This window comes from Streptomyces sp. NPDC001920, from assembly GCF_053594495.1.
The window spans coordinates 120021-135678 of the sequence record NZ_JBSFEP010000021.1 but is presented as its reverse complement, the minus strand read 5'-3'; the positions used below and the strand labels follow the sequence as shown (position 1 = coordinate 135678).

Annotated in this window: 14 protein-coding genes; 3 read left to right on the top strand and 11 right to left on the bottom strand. The window is 73.0% G+C overall.

Annotated features, from left to right (window positions below; all coding sequences use genetic code 11):
* Nucleotides 1-2 precede the first annotated feature (2 nt).
* Complete coding sequence (locus tag ACWCPI_RS31075) at nt 3-1400, bottom strand: FAD-binding oxidoreductase (protein WP_451041274.1); 1398 nt, start codon at nt 1398-1400, stop codon at nt 3-5.
* A 146-nt stretch (nt 1401-1546) separates the two neighbouring features.
* Entirely contained in the window at nt 1547-2329 is a 783-nt protein-coding gene (locus ACWCPI_RS31070; protein WP_451041273.1) for an ankyrin repeat domain-containing protein, read from the bottom strand.
* A 442-nt stretch (nt 2330-2771) separates the two neighbouring features.
* On the opposite strand from ACWCPI_RS31070, the gene ACWCPI_RS31065 reads away from it, so the two are divergent.
* From ACWCPI_RS31065 to ACWCPI_RS31055, 3 genes are read left to right on the top strand one after another with little or no spacing between them, the layout of a single operon-like run.
* Nucleotides 2772-3800, top strand: coding sequence for a FecCD family ABC transporter permease (locus tag ACWCPI_RS31065; protein WP_451041272.1), 1029 nt, complete (start codon nt 2772-2774; stop codon nt 3798-3800).
* A gap of 1 nt (nt 3801) precedes the next feature.
* Nucleotides 3802-4569 (top strand): ABC transporter ATP-binding protein, encoded by a 768-nt coding sequence (locus ACWCPI_RS31060; protein WP_451041271.1) that lies wholly within the window; start codon nt 3802-3804, stop codon nt 4567-4569.
* Nucleotides 4569-5579, top strand: a complete 1011-nt coding sequence (locus ACWCPI_RS31055) for an ABC transporter substrate-binding protein (RefSeq protein ID WP_451041270.1) — start codon at nt 4569-4571, stop codon at nt 5577-5579. The genes ACWCPI_RS31060 and ACWCPI_RS31055 overlap by 1 nt, the downstream gene beginning before the upstream one ends.
* Here the strand turns inward: ACWCPI_RS31055 and ACWCPI_RS31050 are convergent.
* The 9 genes from ACWCPI_RS31050 to ACWCPI_RS31010 form a co-directional block, all read right to left on the bottom strand.
* Nucleotides 5549-6520, bottom strand: coding sequence for an L-tyrosine/L-tryptophan isonitrile synthase family protein (locus ACWCPI_RS31050; RefSeq protein ID WP_451041269.1), 972 nt, complete (start codon nt 6518-6520; stop codon nt 5549-5551). The genes ACWCPI_RS31055 and ACWCPI_RS31050 overlap by 31 nt on opposite strands.
* A gap of 116 nt (nt 6521-6636) precedes the next feature.
* Nucleotides 6637-7899, bottom strand: a complete 1263-nt coding sequence (locus ACWCPI_RS31045) for a cytochrome P450 family protein (RefSeq protein ID WP_451041268.1) — start codon at nt 7897-7899, stop codon at nt 6637-6639.
* Between the two features lie 11 nt (nt 7900-7910).
* A complete protein-coding gene (gene asnB / locus ACWCPI_RS31040; RefSeq protein WP_451041267.1) occupies nt 7911-9737 on the bottom strand; it encodes an asparagine synthase (glutamine-hydrolyzing) in 1827 nt (608 codons plus the stop codon).
* 409 nt (nt 9738-10146) lie between these two features.
* A complete protein-coding gene (locus ACWCPI_RS31035; protein WP_451041266.1) occupies nt 10147-10371 on the bottom strand; it encodes a hypothetical protein in 225 nt (74 codons plus the stop codon).
* Between the two features lie 29 nt (nt 10372-10400).
* A complete protein-coding gene (locus ACWCPI_RS31030; RefSeq protein WP_451041265.1) occupies nt 10401-11357 on the bottom strand; it encodes an ATP-binding cassette domain-containing protein in 957 nt (318 codons plus the stop codon).
* Nucleotides 11354-12373: a FecCD family ABC transporter permease gene (locus ACWCPI_RS31025; RefSeq protein ID WP_451041301.1), complete on the bottom strand. Its 1020-nt coding sequence runs from the start codon at nt 12371-12373 to the stop codon at nt 11354-11356. Before ACWCPI_RS31025 ends, ACWCPI_RS31030 begins: the two co-directional genes overlap by 4 nt.
* Before the next feature lie 185 nt (nt 12374-12558).
* Nucleotides 12559-13635: an ABC transporter substrate-binding protein gene (locus tag ACWCPI_RS31020; protein ID WP_451041264.1), complete on the bottom strand. Its 1077-nt coding sequence runs from the start codon at nt 13633-13635 to the stop codon at nt 12559-12561.
* Between the two features lie 112 nt (nt 13636-13747).
* Nucleotides 13748-14494: a sigma-70 family RNA polymerase sigma factor gene (locus tag ACWCPI_RS31015; RefSeq protein WP_451041263.1), complete on the bottom strand. Its 747-nt coding sequence runs from the start codon at nt 14492-14494 to the stop codon at nt 13748-13750.
* Between the two features lie 314 nt (nt 14495-14808).
* Entirely contained in the window at nt 14809-15612 is an 804-nt protein-coding gene (locus ACWCPI_RS31010) for a hypothetical protein (protein ID WP_451041262.1), read from the bottom strand.
* Nucleotides 15613-15658: the final 46 nt, after the last annotated feature.

Sequence of the window (15658 nt, the reverse complement as noted above, 5' to 3'; positions counted from 1 at the left end):
CGTCAGCCGGGCGCCGGCGGGATGTTCTGGTTGGCGTGGAAGAAGTTGTACGGGTCGTAGGTGCGCTTGACCGCGGCCAGCCGGTCGTAGTGACGGCCGTAGGTGGCCCGGACGCGCTCCGTGCTCTCCGCCTCGCCGAGGAAGTTGACGTAGGAGCCGCCCATCGAGTGCGGGTGCAGGTCGCTCCAGTACGCCACGGACCACTGCCGGATCAGCTCGGCGTTGGCGGGATCCGGGTCGACCCCGGCGATCACCCCGGACCACACGGCGTCCCGGTACGACCAGGCGGTGTCGTCGGCGCCGACCTGGTGGGCCGCCCCGTCCACCGGGTACAGGTGCATCAGCGACAGCCCGGTGGGGAGGTTCTCGCCGTACTCGTGGTGCACCTCGATCGCGGCGTCGGAGATCGTGTCGAAGAAGTCGCCGCGCCAGTACCACTGGTAGCCCTTGGGGATCAGGGTGTCGAACAGGCCCTGCAGGCCCGGGTAGGGCAGGGGCGTGGTGAAGTGGAAGGCGGGCGGTGCCGGATCGTTCACCGCGGTCAGCGCCTGGTCCAGGCGGTCGGCCGCCAGGTCGCCGGTGTGGCACCAGACGACACCGCACATCTTCTGTCCGTGGATCGGCTCGGGGAACGGCGGTCCGGGCGGGATGGTGAACACGGTGAAGAAGCCGTAGAGGTCGTGCGGCGCGGCGGGCAGGAACTCCCGGTACCAGCGCAGCACTTGCGGTGTGCGGTCGATCGGCCACACCGTGACGGCGACCCCGACCGTGTCCACCGGGTGCAGCCGGAAGGTGAACGACGTGACGACGCCGAAGTTCCCGCCGCCGCCCCGCAGCGCCCAGAACAGGTCGGGGTGCTCGTCCGCGGAGGCGGTGACGAACGTTCCGTCGGCGAGGACGACGTCGGCGGACTGCAGGCTGTCGATGGTCAGGCCGTACGCACGGGTCAGGTAGCCGTGGCCGCCGCCGAGGGTGAGGCCGCCCACGCCCGTCATCGAGATGATGCCGGTCGGCACGCCGAGCCCGAAGGTGTGCGCGGCGTGATCCAGGTCGCCGAGCTGTGCGCCGCCCGCGACCTGTGCGGTCATCGCGCCGGGGTCCACGCGCACCCCGCGCATCGCCGACAGGTCGAGGACGAGCCCGTCGTCCACCAGGCACAGCCCGGGTCCGCTGTGACCGCCCCCGCGCACCGCAAGTTCCGCGCCGCTGTCCCTGGCGCAGGAGAGCACGGTTCGCACGTCCGCCACGTCCACGCACCGGGCGATGGCCGCGGGGCGTCGATCGATCATGGCGTTGTAGACGCTGCGGGCCTCGTCGTAGCCCGGGTCCTGCGGGGTGATGACCGGGCCCCTCAGCGCCTCGCGCAGCCCTTCGACAACCGTTCCGTTGATGCCGCCCATGACCGGCCCCTCTGTGTGCAGACGGTGAACCGCGGACGGAAGACGGCGCATGACGTCCGGGCGGTCTGCGGGGGCGCGGTGCGCGGTTTCCGTTCGCACCTCGTATGGATGTCGGCAAGGCTCACCGGCCCGCCGGGTCCCAGTCTTCACCCCCGGGTCGGCGGGCGCATGTCGGCCTCGGGCGCGCCCCGAGCCCCCGTGTCCGGCCCCGGGCCGGCTTCCGCCGCCGACTTCGCGCCCTGCGCGCGCAGCCACGCGACCAGCGCGGGGTGGCCCGAGCGGTGGGCGGCGTCGACCGCGGTCAACCGGTCGTATCCGATCCAGTTGATGTCGCCGCCCCGGCGCAGCAGGTAGTCGGCCGTCTCCTGCTGCCCCCCGTGGCAGGCGCACCACAGCGCGGCGGTGACGTCCCGCTCGGTGGGCTGCCCGGACGTGAAGCAGGCGGCGACCCGGTCGGCGTCGCCGAGGGCCGCCGCCTGCCACAGGGTGGTGCGGGCACCGCGCTCGACCAGCCGCCGCGCGCTGTTCCACTGCCCGAAGGCCACCGCGTCCGCCAGCGGTGTGCCGTCGGCGATGACGGCGCCGTCGGCCTCGATGTCCGCGCCCAGATCGAGCAGGGCGTCCAGAACGGGCACGTCGTCGCAACTGGCCGCCCAGTGCAGCGGGGTCTCGCGGTGGGCGCCGGTGAACCGCGCGTTCACGTCCGCGCCCGCGGCGACCAGCGCGGCCACCGTCCGTGGACCGTGCGGCAGATGCCCGGGCCAGTCGGTCACGACGTGGAGCAGCGTGCGCGTGGTCTCGATGGTGCCCAGCCGCGCGGTCGCCAGCGCCGGATGCGCGGTGAGCAGGTCCCGCAACGCGTCCACGTCGCCGGTCCTGATCGCCTCGACGGCGGCACGGGCCAGTGGGGCGGTCGTGTCGATCAGCATCGGGGCACCTCCGGAACTGCCTTCCTGGACGACCACCTGGATAACACGGCCCACTGACAACGCCCTTTCCCTGCGCGCTCTCCCCGCGCCCTCTCCCTGCGCGCTCTCCCCGCGCGAGCGCCTGTGCCGCCCTCGCCCACGGCCCGCGAAGGCCCGTCTGTTAGGCTCCCCGGGCCTCCCGCGGGGGAAGTCCGGTGAGAGTCCGGCGCTGACCCGCAACGGTGTGCGTGAGGACCGGTGGTCCGTCGCGCGAGCCCGATCGCCCGTGGTGGTACGACCCGTTGACTGCTCGCCGTGGACTGCGAGAGGGGACCACACGACCGGCACGGTCGTGCGGGCGGCCTCCCTGCTCGACGTCCGCAGGGGGCCCCAGGCGAAGGACCGCCCGCCCGTGCACCGAACCGCGACACGCAGACCGGTACCGAGTTCCGGTGCGTCACAGGTGTCCGTCGTCCCCCTCGTCCTGGGGCTGGGGCTGCTCCTGCTCGTCTCCCTCGTGTGCGGCGTCGGGCTCGGGGCCGCCGGGATCCGATGGCCGGACGTCCTGCGGCTGCTCGCGGCGGGGCTGACCGGCGGCAGCATCGACGCGGGGGACGTCGCCGCGTACACCATCGTCTGGGAGATACGGCTGCCGCGCGTCGTCCTCGGCGCCGTCGTCGGGGCCGGGCTCGCCGCCGTCGGGGTGGCCGTGCAGGCGATGGTGCGCAACGCGCTCGCCGATCCGTTCGTGCTGGGCATCTCCTCGGGCGCCGCCGTGGGCGCCAACGCCGTGATCCTGCTGGGGGCGTTGGCGGGGCTGGGCGTCTGGGCGCTGTCCCTGTCGGCCTTCGTCTCGGCGCTCGCGGCGACGGCACTGGTGTACGCCGTGGCCCGCTCCCCGCACGGGCTCACCCCACTGCGGCTGATCCTGACCGGGACGGCACTGGCGTACGGCTTCGAGGCCGTCACCACCGTCATGGTGTTCGGTGCGGCCCGGGGCGAGGCGGCCCGGTCGGCGATGATGTGGCTGCTGGGCAGCCTGGGCGGGGCGACCTGGGCACAGGTGCCGCTCGCCGCGGTGACCGTGGCGGCCGGGTGGGCGTGGCTGCGCCGACGGGCCGAGACGCTGAACGCGCTCGCGATGGGCGACGAGACCGCCGCCGCGCTCGGGGTGCAACCGGCGCGGCTGCGCAGGGAGTTGTTCCTCGTCACCGCCGCGGTCACCGGGACGGTGGTGGCGGTCAGCGGGGCCATCGGGTTCGTCGGACTGATGGTGCCGCACGTCGTACGGATGCTGGTCGGCGCCGACCACCGGCGGGTGCTGGCCGTGGCACCGCTCGCCGGGGCCGTGCTGCTGGTCTGGGCCGACCTGCTCTCCCGGCTCCTGCTCGCCCCCGCGGAACTGCCCGTCGGGGTGATCACGGCCGTCGTCGGGGTGCCCGCGTTCCTGCTGCTGATGCGGCGCGGCGGTTACGCGTTCGGAGGTCGGTGACATGCGGCTCGACATCGACGGCGTCTCGGTCGACGCGGCCGGGGCGAGGCTGGTCGACGACATCCGGCTGACCGTGGACAGCGGGGCGTTCGTCGGGCTCGTCGGCCCGAACGGCAGCGGCAAGTCCACCCTGCTGCGCTGCGTGTACCGGGCGCTCCGTCCGGCCCGGGGCGTGGTGCGGCTCGACGGGGAGGACGTGCACACCCTCCCGCCCCGGGCCGCGGCCCGGGTGCTGGCGGCGCTGCCGCAGGAGTCGTCGGCGGAGTTCGACTTCACGGTGGCCGAGGTGGTGGCCATGGGAAGGCTGCCGCACCGCGACCGTACGGCCGCTTCCGACCGGGAGATCTGCGCCGCGGCGATGGACCGGACCGGTGTCGCCCACCTCGCCGGCCGCGGGTTCCTCGCCCTGTCCGGCGGTGAGAAGCAGCGCGTGCTCATCGCCCGCGCGCTCGCCCAGCAGCCGGAAGTCCTCGTCCTGGACGAGCCCACCAACCACCTCGACATCGCCCACCAGCTGGACGTGCTGCGCCTGGTGCGCGGGAGCGGCCTGACCGTGCTGGCCGCCCTGCACGACCTCAACCTCGCCGCCGCCCACTGCGACGTCCTGTACGTCGTCCAGGGCGGCCGGATCGTCGCCTCCGGCGCCCCGCACGACGTCCTTCGACCCGACCTGCTCGCCGACGTGTTCGGGGTCCGTGCCCATCCGGTACGCCACCCCGGGACCGGCACCGTCCAACTCCTGTTCGACCTCCTGTCTGAAGGATCCTGATGCGCAAGCTCATTGCAGCGGCCCTCTGCCTCGCCGCGACCGTCACCGCGACCGGCTGCGGAGCCACCGTGGAGCCGGCGGACTCCAAGTCCTCCCGGTCCTCTGCGATCACGCTCACCAACTGCGGCCGCCAGGTCACGTTCGACAAGGTCCCCGAGCGGGTGGTCACCAACGACGTCGGTATCACCGAGCTGATGTTCGCCCTCGGTCTGGAGGACCGCATGGCCGGGTTCGCCATGCCCGACGACAAGGGCGATCTGAGCGGCGTGCCGTGGAAGGACGGCTACGACAAGGTGAAGTGGCTGTCGAAGGACCAGCTCACCAAGGAGAACGTTCTCGACGCCCGCGCGGACCTCGTCTTCGCCGGCTGGAACTACGGTTTCCGTGAGGACGGCGGCTTCACCCCGCAGGCGCTGAAGAAGCTCGGCATCCCCTCGTACATCCTCACCGAGTCCTGCCGCAACGGCCGTACGGACTCCTCCCGCGGCATCATGCCGCCCCTGGACGCCCTGTACGCCGACCTCACCAATCTCGGCAGGCTGTTCGGCGTCGAGAAGCGGGCCGCCGCGCTGGTCGCCGACTTCAAGAAGCGGATCGCCGAGGTGCGGGCGAAGGCCCCCACGGGCGCCGACCGGCCGAAGGTCTTCCTCTACGACAGCGGACAGGACCAGCCGTTCACCTCCGGCCGGTACGCCGCCCCCGAGCAGATCATCAGCGAGGCCGGCGGCGTCAACGTCATGCACGACGTGCCGGACTCCTGGACCACGACGGGCTGGGAGAGCGTCGTGGAGCGGAACCCGGAGGTCATCGTGATCTGCGACTACGGCGATGTGAGCGCCGAGCAGAAGAAGAAGTTCCTGCTCTCCTACCCGCCGCTGCGCAACGTCTCCGCCGTCGAGCACAGGCGGATCTTCGTCCTCGACTACGTCGACCTGGTCGAGAGCCCTCGCAACCCGTCGGCCGTCGCCCGGCTCGGCGCCTACCTGCGGACGGTGGCCGCGCAGTCGTGACCGCCGGCGTCCGGCCGCTCGAAGTGGCTGGGCCGGCCGTCGCGGTGGACGAGACGGCCGAGCCGCTCCGCCCGGGCCCGCGGCATCAGCGTCCAGCTGCCGTCGGGGCCGCGCAGGGCGGCCGAGTGCCAGGGTGTCGTCCAGGCGTCGGGGGCGTCCAGGAGGCGGATGCCGAACTTGGGGGCGCCGGCCGGTTGGGGGTGGATCGACAGGCGTACGGCGCGCGGATGGTGGTCGGCGATCAGCTCGCCCCAGGCCCGGCTGCGCCGGATGACGCCGTACGCCCGTCTGCGGCAGTCGCGTTGCAGGGCGGAGCGGGTGCCGGGGAACGCGACGGTGTCCTCGACGAGGAACCGGGTGATGCCCCGGTAGAGGGCGAGGCTCGGGCCGTCGGCGCGGACCTCGGCGCGCAGGGCGTCCAGGGTGGGGGCATAGCGGTCCTGGACGTAGGCGCGTCCGGCGTCCGGGGGCAGGTCGCCCAGGACGTCTCGCAGGTCGAAGACGCAGAGGTGGCGCAGGTCCGACTGGTCGATGAGGGTGCGCAGTTCGTCGGCGTAGGCGTCTATGTGCGCGTCGGGGACGCCGATCAGGTCGCCGAAGACATGGCCGTCGGAACAGATGACGACCCTGGCGCCGGGCGGGTGGATCCGCTCGATCCTCGCGCACAGGGTGTCGAGGAAGGTGAGGGAGAGCCGTTCGCCCATGTCCGGGAGGTGGCCCAGGGTCTTGGCCGGATTGGGGGACTTGCAGGGGAAGCCGGGCAGGGTGAGGACGACGGGCGCGCCCTCGCGCACGAAGGCGGTGATCCGGCGCAGTTGGTGCGGGAAGGACTCGGCCGGGGCGGGAGCCCGGTCGGTGGTGCGGTGGTACGGCAGGAGCAGGTTCAGGATCTGCGCGCCGGTGCGCTCGGCGAGGGTGTCCGGCGCGGTCGTCAGCAGCATCTCGTTCCTCCGGTGGGCATGGCTGCGTGGCGCCTTGGCGGGACAGGCGCCGGTGGCTCGGGTGAGCGGGTCGGGTCAGGGCGGGCGGGTGACGGTGGCGTCGGCGTGGCCCTTCCTCACAGCCGCCGGTCGTAGCCGACGGGCAGGTGCTGTGTGCCGCGGCCCAGGACGGACGGGATCCATGCGAGGTCCGCGTCCCTGATCGCCAGGCGCAGCCCGGGCAGGCGGGCGAGCAACGTACCCAGCGCGGTCTGGAGTTCGGCGCGGGCGAGGGCGGCACCGGGGCAGAAGTGGATGCCGTGCCCGAAGGCGAGGTGGGGGTTGGGGCTGCGGTCGAGGTCGAGGGTGTCGGGGTCGGGGAAGCGGCGCGGGTCCCGGTTGGCCGCGCACAGGGACACGATCACGGAGTCCCCGGCCGGGACGTCGGCGCCGTGCAGGTCGCTGTTCCGGTCGAAGAAGCGCCAGGTGGTCAGCTCGAAGGCGCTGTCGTAGCGCAGGAGTTCCTCGACCGCGCGAGGCAGGAGGCCGGGATCGTCGCGCAGACGGGCGAGCCGGTCGGGGTGGCGCAGCAGCGCGACCAGGGCCGTGGTGATCTGGTTCGTGACCGGCTCCTGGCCCGCGACCAGCAGCTGGAAGACCATCGAGTCCAGCTCCTGCGGGGAGAGTTCACCCCGGTCGCGGGCGGCGACGAGCCGGCCGAGCAGGCCGTCGTCCGCGTGCTCCCGCTTGTGGGCGACGACCTCGGCGATGTAGCTCTGCAACCCGTGCAACCGGGACTCGTACAGCGGCCGCCCCGGATCGGTCGGCCCGACCGGCTGGACGACCTTGCCCCAGTCGCGGTCGAAGTGTGCGGCCAACTCCCCGGGCAGGCCGATGACCTCGGCGAGGACTCGGAAGGGGAAGAGGGCGGCGAAACCGGTGACGAGGTCGGCCGGTCCGGTCTCCGGGAGCGCGTCGACGAGCGCGTCGGCCGTGTCCTGGAACCGGGGCCGCAGTCGCTCGACCCGGCGCGGTGAGAAGGCGTCCGTCAGCAAGCGCCTCATATGCGTGTGCTTCGGCGGGTCCTGGTGCAGGAGATGCACCTGGAGCCGGGAGTGCTGCGGCTCGGGCATGATCGAGGCGCGGGCGCGCCAGCGGTCGTTGCCGCGGTCGTGGTCCTTGCCGAGACGGTCGTCGTTCAACGCCGCGTGCGCTGCGTCGTATCCGGTGACGAGCCACGCCCGTACCCCGCTCGGGAAGAGGACGCGGTGCACCGGTCCGGCTGCGCGCATCCGCTCGTACAGCGGGTAGGGGTCGGCCTTGTAGGGGCAGCCCTTCAGCGGGACCGGGTCGGGGAGCTGCTCCGGGTCGGCGGCCGCGAGGGGTTCCTCGGTGGTCATGGCGGGGCTCCTCAGAGGGCGAGTTCGGGCCGGTGGTGGTCCAGCCACAGAGCGAGGTCGACGACACGTTCGAGGCGCAGGCGGTGTCCCCACTCCAGCCGCTCGGGCGGGATGTCGAGGAGGGGCTTGACGCGGGTCTCGTCGGCCAGCGCCCGGACCTGCTTGGCGGACAGCGCTTCGCGGGCCATGTCCTGCAGGCCCCGGTTGTAGCCGGGGTGGTGGGTGGCCGGGTAGTGGTTCTTCGGGCGGTGCAGCACCGAGTGGGGGGCCAGCCCGGCCCCGGCCGCGCGCAGGAGGCTCTTCTCGCGGCCGTCGAAGCTCTTCAGCGTCCAGGGCGTGTCGAAGGCGTACTGGACGAGCCGGTGGTCGCAGTAGGGGACGCGTACCTCCAGTCCCTGGGCCATGCTCAACCGGTCCTTGCGGTGCAGGAGCTGGCGCAGCCACCGGGTCAGGGACAGGTGCTGCATCTCGCGCTGCCGGTGCTCGGTGGCGGTCTCGCCGTCACGGTGGGGTACGGCGGCCAGGGCGGTGCGGTAGGTGTCGTCGCGGAACTCGCCGATGCGCAGGTCGAGTTCGGGGTTGAGCGGCATGGCGGCCTCGTCCTCGGTGACCAGCAGCCAGGGGAAGGTGTCGGCGGCGAGCGCCCGGGGGTCGTGGAACCAGGGGTATCCGCCGAAGACCTCGTCGGCGGCCTCGCCGGACAGGGCCACCGTGGAGTGCCGCCGTATCTCCCCGAACAGCAGGTACAGCGAGGTGTCCATGTCGCCGACCCCGATCGGCGAGTCCCGGGCCGCGACGACGGCACGCCGGTGCTCGGGGTCGAGGAGGACGAGCGGGTCCAGGACGACCGTGCCGTGGTCGGTGCCGATGAAGGCGCCCGCCTCGGTGGCGTACGGCGTGTCGTGGCTGGTGCGCAGGATGTCGCCGGTGAACCGTTCGGCCTGGTCGCTGTAGTCGACGGCGTAGGAGCGAAGGCGGGCGTCCGGGCCCTCGCGCAGGCGCAGTTCGTCGGCGAGCAGGGCGGTCAGGACGGTGGAGTCGAGGCCGCCGGACAGCAGGCTGCACAGCGGGACGTCGGCCTCCGACTGGGAGCGGACGGCCGTACCGAGCAGGGCGCCGATACGGTCCACGGTCGTGTCCCGGTCGTCCTCGTGCGCACCGGCCTCCAGCCGCCAGTAACGTCGCTCACGGACGCCGTCGCGGTCCAGGACCAGCAGGCCGCCCGGCTCGACCTCCCGTACGCCGGACCACACCGTCGGCCCGGTGTTGAACAGCAGGCTGTACGCCTCACGCAGCCCGTCCGCGTCCACCCGGGGCCGTATCCCGGGGTGGGCGAAGAGTGCCTTGGGCTCGGAGGCGAAGGCCACGCCACCGTCGACGGCCGCCCAGAACAGCGGCTTGACGCCGAGCCGGTCGCGCACGAGCAGCAGCCGCTGGACGCGTTCGTCCCATACGGCGAAGGCGAACATCCCGTCCAGGTGGTCGGCCACCGACTCGCCCCACTCCGCGTAGGCCCGCACCACCACCTCGGTGTCGCTGCGGGTGCGGAACTCGTGTCCGCGGGAGCGCAGTTCGGCTCGGAGTTCGTGGTGGTTGTAGACCTCGCCGCTGTAGCTGAGGACCACGGTCGGCGTGTCAGGCCGGTCGGTCATGGGCTGAGCGCCGCCCGCGAGGTCGATGACAGCCAGCCGGCGATGGCCGATCGCGGCCCGTTCACCGAGCCACACACCGCCCGCGTCAGGCCCACGAGGAGCGAGGGTGGCGGTCATGGCCTCGATCACCGGGGCCTGGGTGCGGGCGTCTTGGTGGAAGGACGCCCAGCCGGTGATTCCGCACATGAGGACTCCTGGATCGGTTCGGACGGTGTCGGTGGCCCGTTCGGGCACGGAGGCGGCACGTCGGCCAGGCAGGCGAGCTGGCGAGCAGGCGAGCTGGCGAGCAGGCGAGCAGGCGAGCAGGCGAGCAGGCGAGCAGGCGAGCAGGCGAGCAGGGCCACGGTGCGACAGGCCGCCAGGCGGCCAGGCGGCCGTGGTCAGCCCGGCCGACGCACCCGAGCCCGGCGCCCTGCCAGGGCCGGGCCGAGCGCGAAGTCGAGGCTGCGGGCGCCCCCGCATGAGCGGCGGCGGTACGGCGGCCTCGTTCCAGAGGTCGGGGGCGGAGGGGGCCGAGTTCCCGGGCATGACCGGAAATCAGAAGAAACGTGGAGTCGACGCCCCTGACGGCGCCGACTCCCGCCCCGCTACGGCGTCACGGCGCGCCGATGCCGTCCAGCTTGCCGGACTTGGCGTCCGCGACCAGCGACGAGAACTGGTCGGCGCTCATCTGCACCCGCTGCCCGAAGTCGTCCGTGAGGACGACCCGGCGCTCGGCCGGGGCGGCGGGATCGATGAACAGCTGGGGGCAGCCGCAGTCGCAGTTGCCGCAGAAGGTCGCCACCGGGTCCAGGCCCTCGGTGCCTGCGATGTCGCTCATGGTTCACAGCCTTTCGCGATCGTGGGCGCTCACCGGTGTGACCGCCCGGGACCAGCCCCCGAGACACCGCTCGGGGCCGACAGTGGGATACCCGCGCCATGCGGCCGGTCGGAGGTTCTCGGGCCGTCGACGCCGTCCGGACCGTCGACGCCGTCCGGACCGTCGACGCCGTCGGGACCGTCGACGCCGTCCGGACCGTCCGGCTGGTCCGGCCCCGCCGGCGCACGGTGATCGAAGGCGATCAGCGCATCGCCGGTCAGCGGATGGTCCACCACGGTCGCCCGTACCCCGAACACCTCGGCCATCAGGGCGGGTTGGAGCACCTGGCGCGGGGTGCCGGAGGCGACCACGTGACCGTCGTGCAGGACGTGCAGGCGGTCGCAGACGGAGGCGGCGGCGTTGAGGTCGTGCAGGGACACCAGGGTCGTACGGCGCCCGGCCCGGAGCAGGGCGAGCAGTTCGACCTGGTGGCGGATGTCGAGGTGGTTGGTGGGCTCGTCCAGCACCAGGACGTCCGGCTGCTGGGCGAAGGCACGGGCCAGCAGCACGCGCTGGCGTTCGCCGCCGGACAGTTCGGTGAAGCGGCGTCCGGTGTGCCGCTCCATGCCGACGTCCGCGAGGGCGCCCGCGACGACGTCCCGGTCGGTGGCGTCCTCCCCGGCGAAGGCCCGTTTGTAGGGCGTACGGCCCATGGCGACGACCTCGCGGACGGTCAGCTCGAAGTCGCCGCCCCGCTCCTGCGGGAGGGCGGCGACATGCCGGGCCGTCGCGAGCGGGCTCAGCCGGCGCAGGTCGGTGCCGGCCAGCAGCACCCGGCCGGCGGCCGGCTTCAGATGCCGGTAGACGGTGCGCAGAAGGGTGGACTTGCCACTGCCGTTGGGACCGACGAGGCCGGTGATCTCGCCCTCGGCCGCGATCACATGGGCGCCCGCGACGACCGTACGCCCGGCGTAGGTGACGTGCAGGTCCTCGATGTCGATCCTCAACTTCCGCTCCTCGCACGACGGTCGAGCAGGTACAGCAGGGTCGGCGCCCCGAGGAGCGCGGTGACCACGCCGACCGGCAGCTCCTGGGTGTCCATCGCCGTGCGGCAGACGATGTCCACGATCACCAGCAACAGCGCCCCGAACAGCGCGGAGAGCGGCAGCAGACGGCGATGGTCACCGCCGGCCACCAGTCGGCAGACGTGCGGCACCATCAGCGCGACGAAGGCGATCGCGCCCGAGACGGCCACCAGGACGCCGGTCAGCACGCTGGTCACGGCGAACAGCTCGCGCCGCAGCCGGGTGACGTCGATGCCGAGCCCGGCCGCGGTCTCGTCGCCCATCAGCAAGGCGTTCAGGCCGCGGGCGCGTGCTTGGAGGCACAGCCATCCGGCCGGTACGGCGACCGCCGGTGCGGCCAGCAGCTCCCAGTTCGCCCCGCTGAGGCTGCCCATGAGCCAGAACAGCACGCTGTGGGTCTGCTGCTCGTCGCCCGCCCGGAGCACCAGGTAGCTGGTGAACCCGGACAGGAACTGGCCGATCGCCACGCCGGCCAGCACCAGGCGCAGCGGCGCGAACCCGCCGCCCCTCCGGGCCACGGCCCACACCAGCGCGAGGGTGACCAGGGCACCGGCGAAGGCCGCCGCGGACAGCCCCAGGCCCAGTGCTGCACCGGCCCCGAACCCGAGTACGATCGCGGCGACCGCGCCCAGGGAGGCGCCGTTGGAGATCCCCAGGAGGTACGGGTCGGCCAGCGGGTTGCGCACCAGTGCTTGCACCGCCGTACCGACGACACCGAGCCCGGCGCCGACGAGCGCGGCCAACAGGGCGCGGGGCACGCGCAGTTGCCAGACGATGAGGTCGCTGGTGCCGGGACGGGGTGCCTCGCCGGACAGCCGCCGCCCCACCGCGCTCCACACCTCCGTGAGTGGGACGGACGTCGACCCCCAGGACACGGCGGCTGTCAGTGCGGCGAGGAGCGCCACACCGAGGACCGACGCCGCCACTCCTGCGGGCAGCGCGCGTGCCTCGGTGCCGGTCCCTTCCCCTCGGGCGGCCCGCCCTCGGCCGGCCGTTCCGCGAGCGGCTCGCGCGCCGGTGGCCGTGTCGCTGCCGGCTCGCGCGCCGGTGGCCGTGTCGCTGCCGGCCCGCGTGCCGGCAGCCGTGTCGCGGGGGGCCGTCTCGGGCCGCGACAGCGAGGAAGTCACGGCCGGCCGGCCTTGCCGGGGTGGATCGTCCTGGCGATCTCCTCGACCGCGTCGGCGTTCCGGACGCCCGCGATGGTGGTCCGCTCCGATCCGATGCGCAGGAAACGGCCCTCCTGGACCGCCTTCAGGCCCTTGGTCGCCGCGTCGGACCTCAGCCACTGCTCCGCCTCGTCGAACGCCTTCTCGTTCGCGGCCTCACTGCCCCGGTCACGCACGCCCAGCTGGATCCAGTCCGGGTTTTTCGCGATCACGTCCTCCCAGCCGACCTGTGTGAAGTCGCCGTCGCAGTCGGCGAAGACGTTGCGGGCGCCGGCGAGCGAGATGACCGCGTTGGCGATCTGGCGGTTGCAGACGGCCATGGGCTGCTTGGTGCCGGCGTCGTAGTCGAAGAAGAAGTACGTGGGCCGCTCGCCCTGCGGCACCCCGCCGACGGCCTTCCGTACGGCGCCCAGCTTCTCCTTCATCCCGGCGACGAGTTCCTCGGCCTTCGCGCCCGTCCCCGTGACGGCGCCCAGCGAGCGGATGTCGTCCTGGACTGCGGACAGGTCCGTGACCGGGCCCTTGCCCATGGCGGCGCAGGCCGTGGACTTCAGGTACGTGTGCTTGATACCGGCCGCCCGGAACTCCTCCTCGGTGGGCGCGTCCCCCATGCCGCCGCCCATGTTCATCGAGGCGAAGGTGTCGATGTACAGGTCGGCGCCGGAACCGAGGAGCTTCTCCTTGGGGATGACGCTCTCGCCGAGCACCTTCACCCGCTGTGCCCGGGCGTCGAGCCCGCCCGGCAGAGTGCCCTTGCCCGGCGGGAAGCCGGTGCCGATCACCTTGTCCCCGGCGCCCAGCCTCAGCAGCAGCTCCAGGGCGGAGGCGTTGCTGGTGACGATGCCCCTCGGGGCCGCGGTGAACGTGGTCTTCGCGCCCGCGCAGTCCGTGACGGTGACCGGGTAGCCGGTGGAGTCGCCCTTGCCCTTGCCCGCGGCGGGGCTCGACCTGTCACCGGCGCCGCTGTCGCAGCCTGCGGCCAGCAGGCCACCGAGCACCACGGCGGTCGTACTCCGCCACACACGAGAACGCATCGAAACTCCCCACGATCCACTGGACGCACGGGCTGATCCCCGTCATCCGATCCAGTAGTCGGGGCGAACGCGGTGTCAGTTCCCGGCGGCGGAACCGACACCGCGTTCCCCGTCAGGCGGCCACGGCGGCCGCTTCCGCCGGGGCGGCGGCACCGGCCCGGACTTGGGGGTGGGCCCCGGCCTCGGCGTCCGCGTCGGCGTCGGCGTCGGCGTCGGCGTCGGCGTCGGCGTCGGCGTCGGCGTCGGCGTCGGCCAGCAGTTCGACGAGCGTGGCCCGGGCGCGGGCCACGCGTGAGCGGACCGTCCCGACGGGACAGTCGCTCCGCTCGGCCGCCTCCGCGTACGGCAGGCCTACCAGCTGGGTCAGCACGAACGCCTCGCGGCGCTCGTCGGGAAGCGCGTCCAGCAGGTCCAGCAGGGCGATGCCGTCGTCGAAACCGGGCAGGTCGGTCGGCTGGGCGCGTTCGGCCAGCAGCGTCCAGTCGTCGGTGTCGCACAGCCGCGGGCGGGCGGCGGCGTACCGATGGCTGTCGATCACCGCGCGGCGCGCGATGGACAGCAGCCAGGCGCGGGCCGAGGAGCGGCCCTCGAACCGGTGCAGGCTGCCGAGCGCCCGCAGGAACGTGTCCTGCGCGAGGTCGTCGGCGGCCTGCGGATCGGCGGAGAGGTGCGCCACGTACCGCACGACATCACGGTGCAAGGAGCGGACGAAACGATCGGCCGCGTCCGGGTCGCCGCCGCGTGCGGCCAACGCCCACGCGGTCGTCGACTCGTCGCACGAGGCCGTTCTTGAGCTGTTGTCCGCCGTCGCTTGCCTCACGCGCGGCGCGCGTGAGGAGGGCAGGGCAGGAGTGATCACCTGAGTCCTTCTCGGGTAGTCCGGACTCCGGGGCGGCGGGCACGAGGGCATGCACGGCAGGCGCAGCGGGGTCGCCGCAGGGCGCCGGGGCACGCGAGGCGCGCGGAACGCCGTACCGGAGCGTCCGGGAATGCGGGACACGGCCGTACGGCAGGTACGGCCGCGGGCCCGAGGCACGGTCGGTGTCGACGTGTCGGTGTCGACGTGTCGGTGTCGATGTGTCGGTGTCGATGTGTCGGTCTCGACACGACGTCCGGCGCCGTCGACTAGTCGACATTCGCGGACGTCCGTTCGGCCTCGGGGAACCGGCTGTCTCAGACGACAGCGGTCCCCGCCGGAGGACCCCGAGAGGTGATCGTGTGGACGAGCGGGAGAAGCCGCGGCGACCGGTCGCAACGACCGCGACGTGGCCGTAGACGCGGACGGTGCGGCGGTGCGGGCAGCGCGAGCACCAGCCGCAGGGGGGCGGCCAGCCATCCGGCGACGGCCCGCAGGATGCGGAACGCGGCACGCTCACCGTGCCCCAGCCACAGACCGCACAGCAGCGCGGCGAGGGTGTGGGCGGCGAACATGCCGAGCGATGACGTGCCTGCCATGTCGTGGCCCATGCCCATGTGGCCCACGTCCATGTGGCCCATGCTCATGTGGCCGGAGTCCATGTGCCCCGCGGCCACATGACCGGCATCCATGGGGCGCACGCCCATGTGTCCCATGTCCATGGAACTCATGGCCGTGGAACCCATGGAACCCGTGGAACCCATTTCTTGGGAGCCCAGGGAGTACCTGGAGCCCATGTGTGTGGCGCCCATGTGTGTGGAACCCACATGTGTGGACAGGGCGCCTGTTCCACGCCAGGGCGAGGCCGCGGACTGGGCGAACTCGAAGGCCGCGTGCAGCCCGCCCTGGGCGACGACCACGACGGACACGACCAGCGGGAGACCGCGTTCCCGGCCCGCGAGGCACCAGCCCGCCCCTCCGGTGACGAGCGCACCGGCGGCGAGCGTCCACCACGGGACGGTGTCGCCCGACATCAGGACGTGGCCGAGGGCGGCGAGCAGCACGCACACGGCCGCGAACACCGCGGCCCGTATCGTGCGCACACCCCACCCAGCAGTCATGACGGCCCTCATCCTCGCATCCTGGGCCCGCTCGTCACGGAGGGGT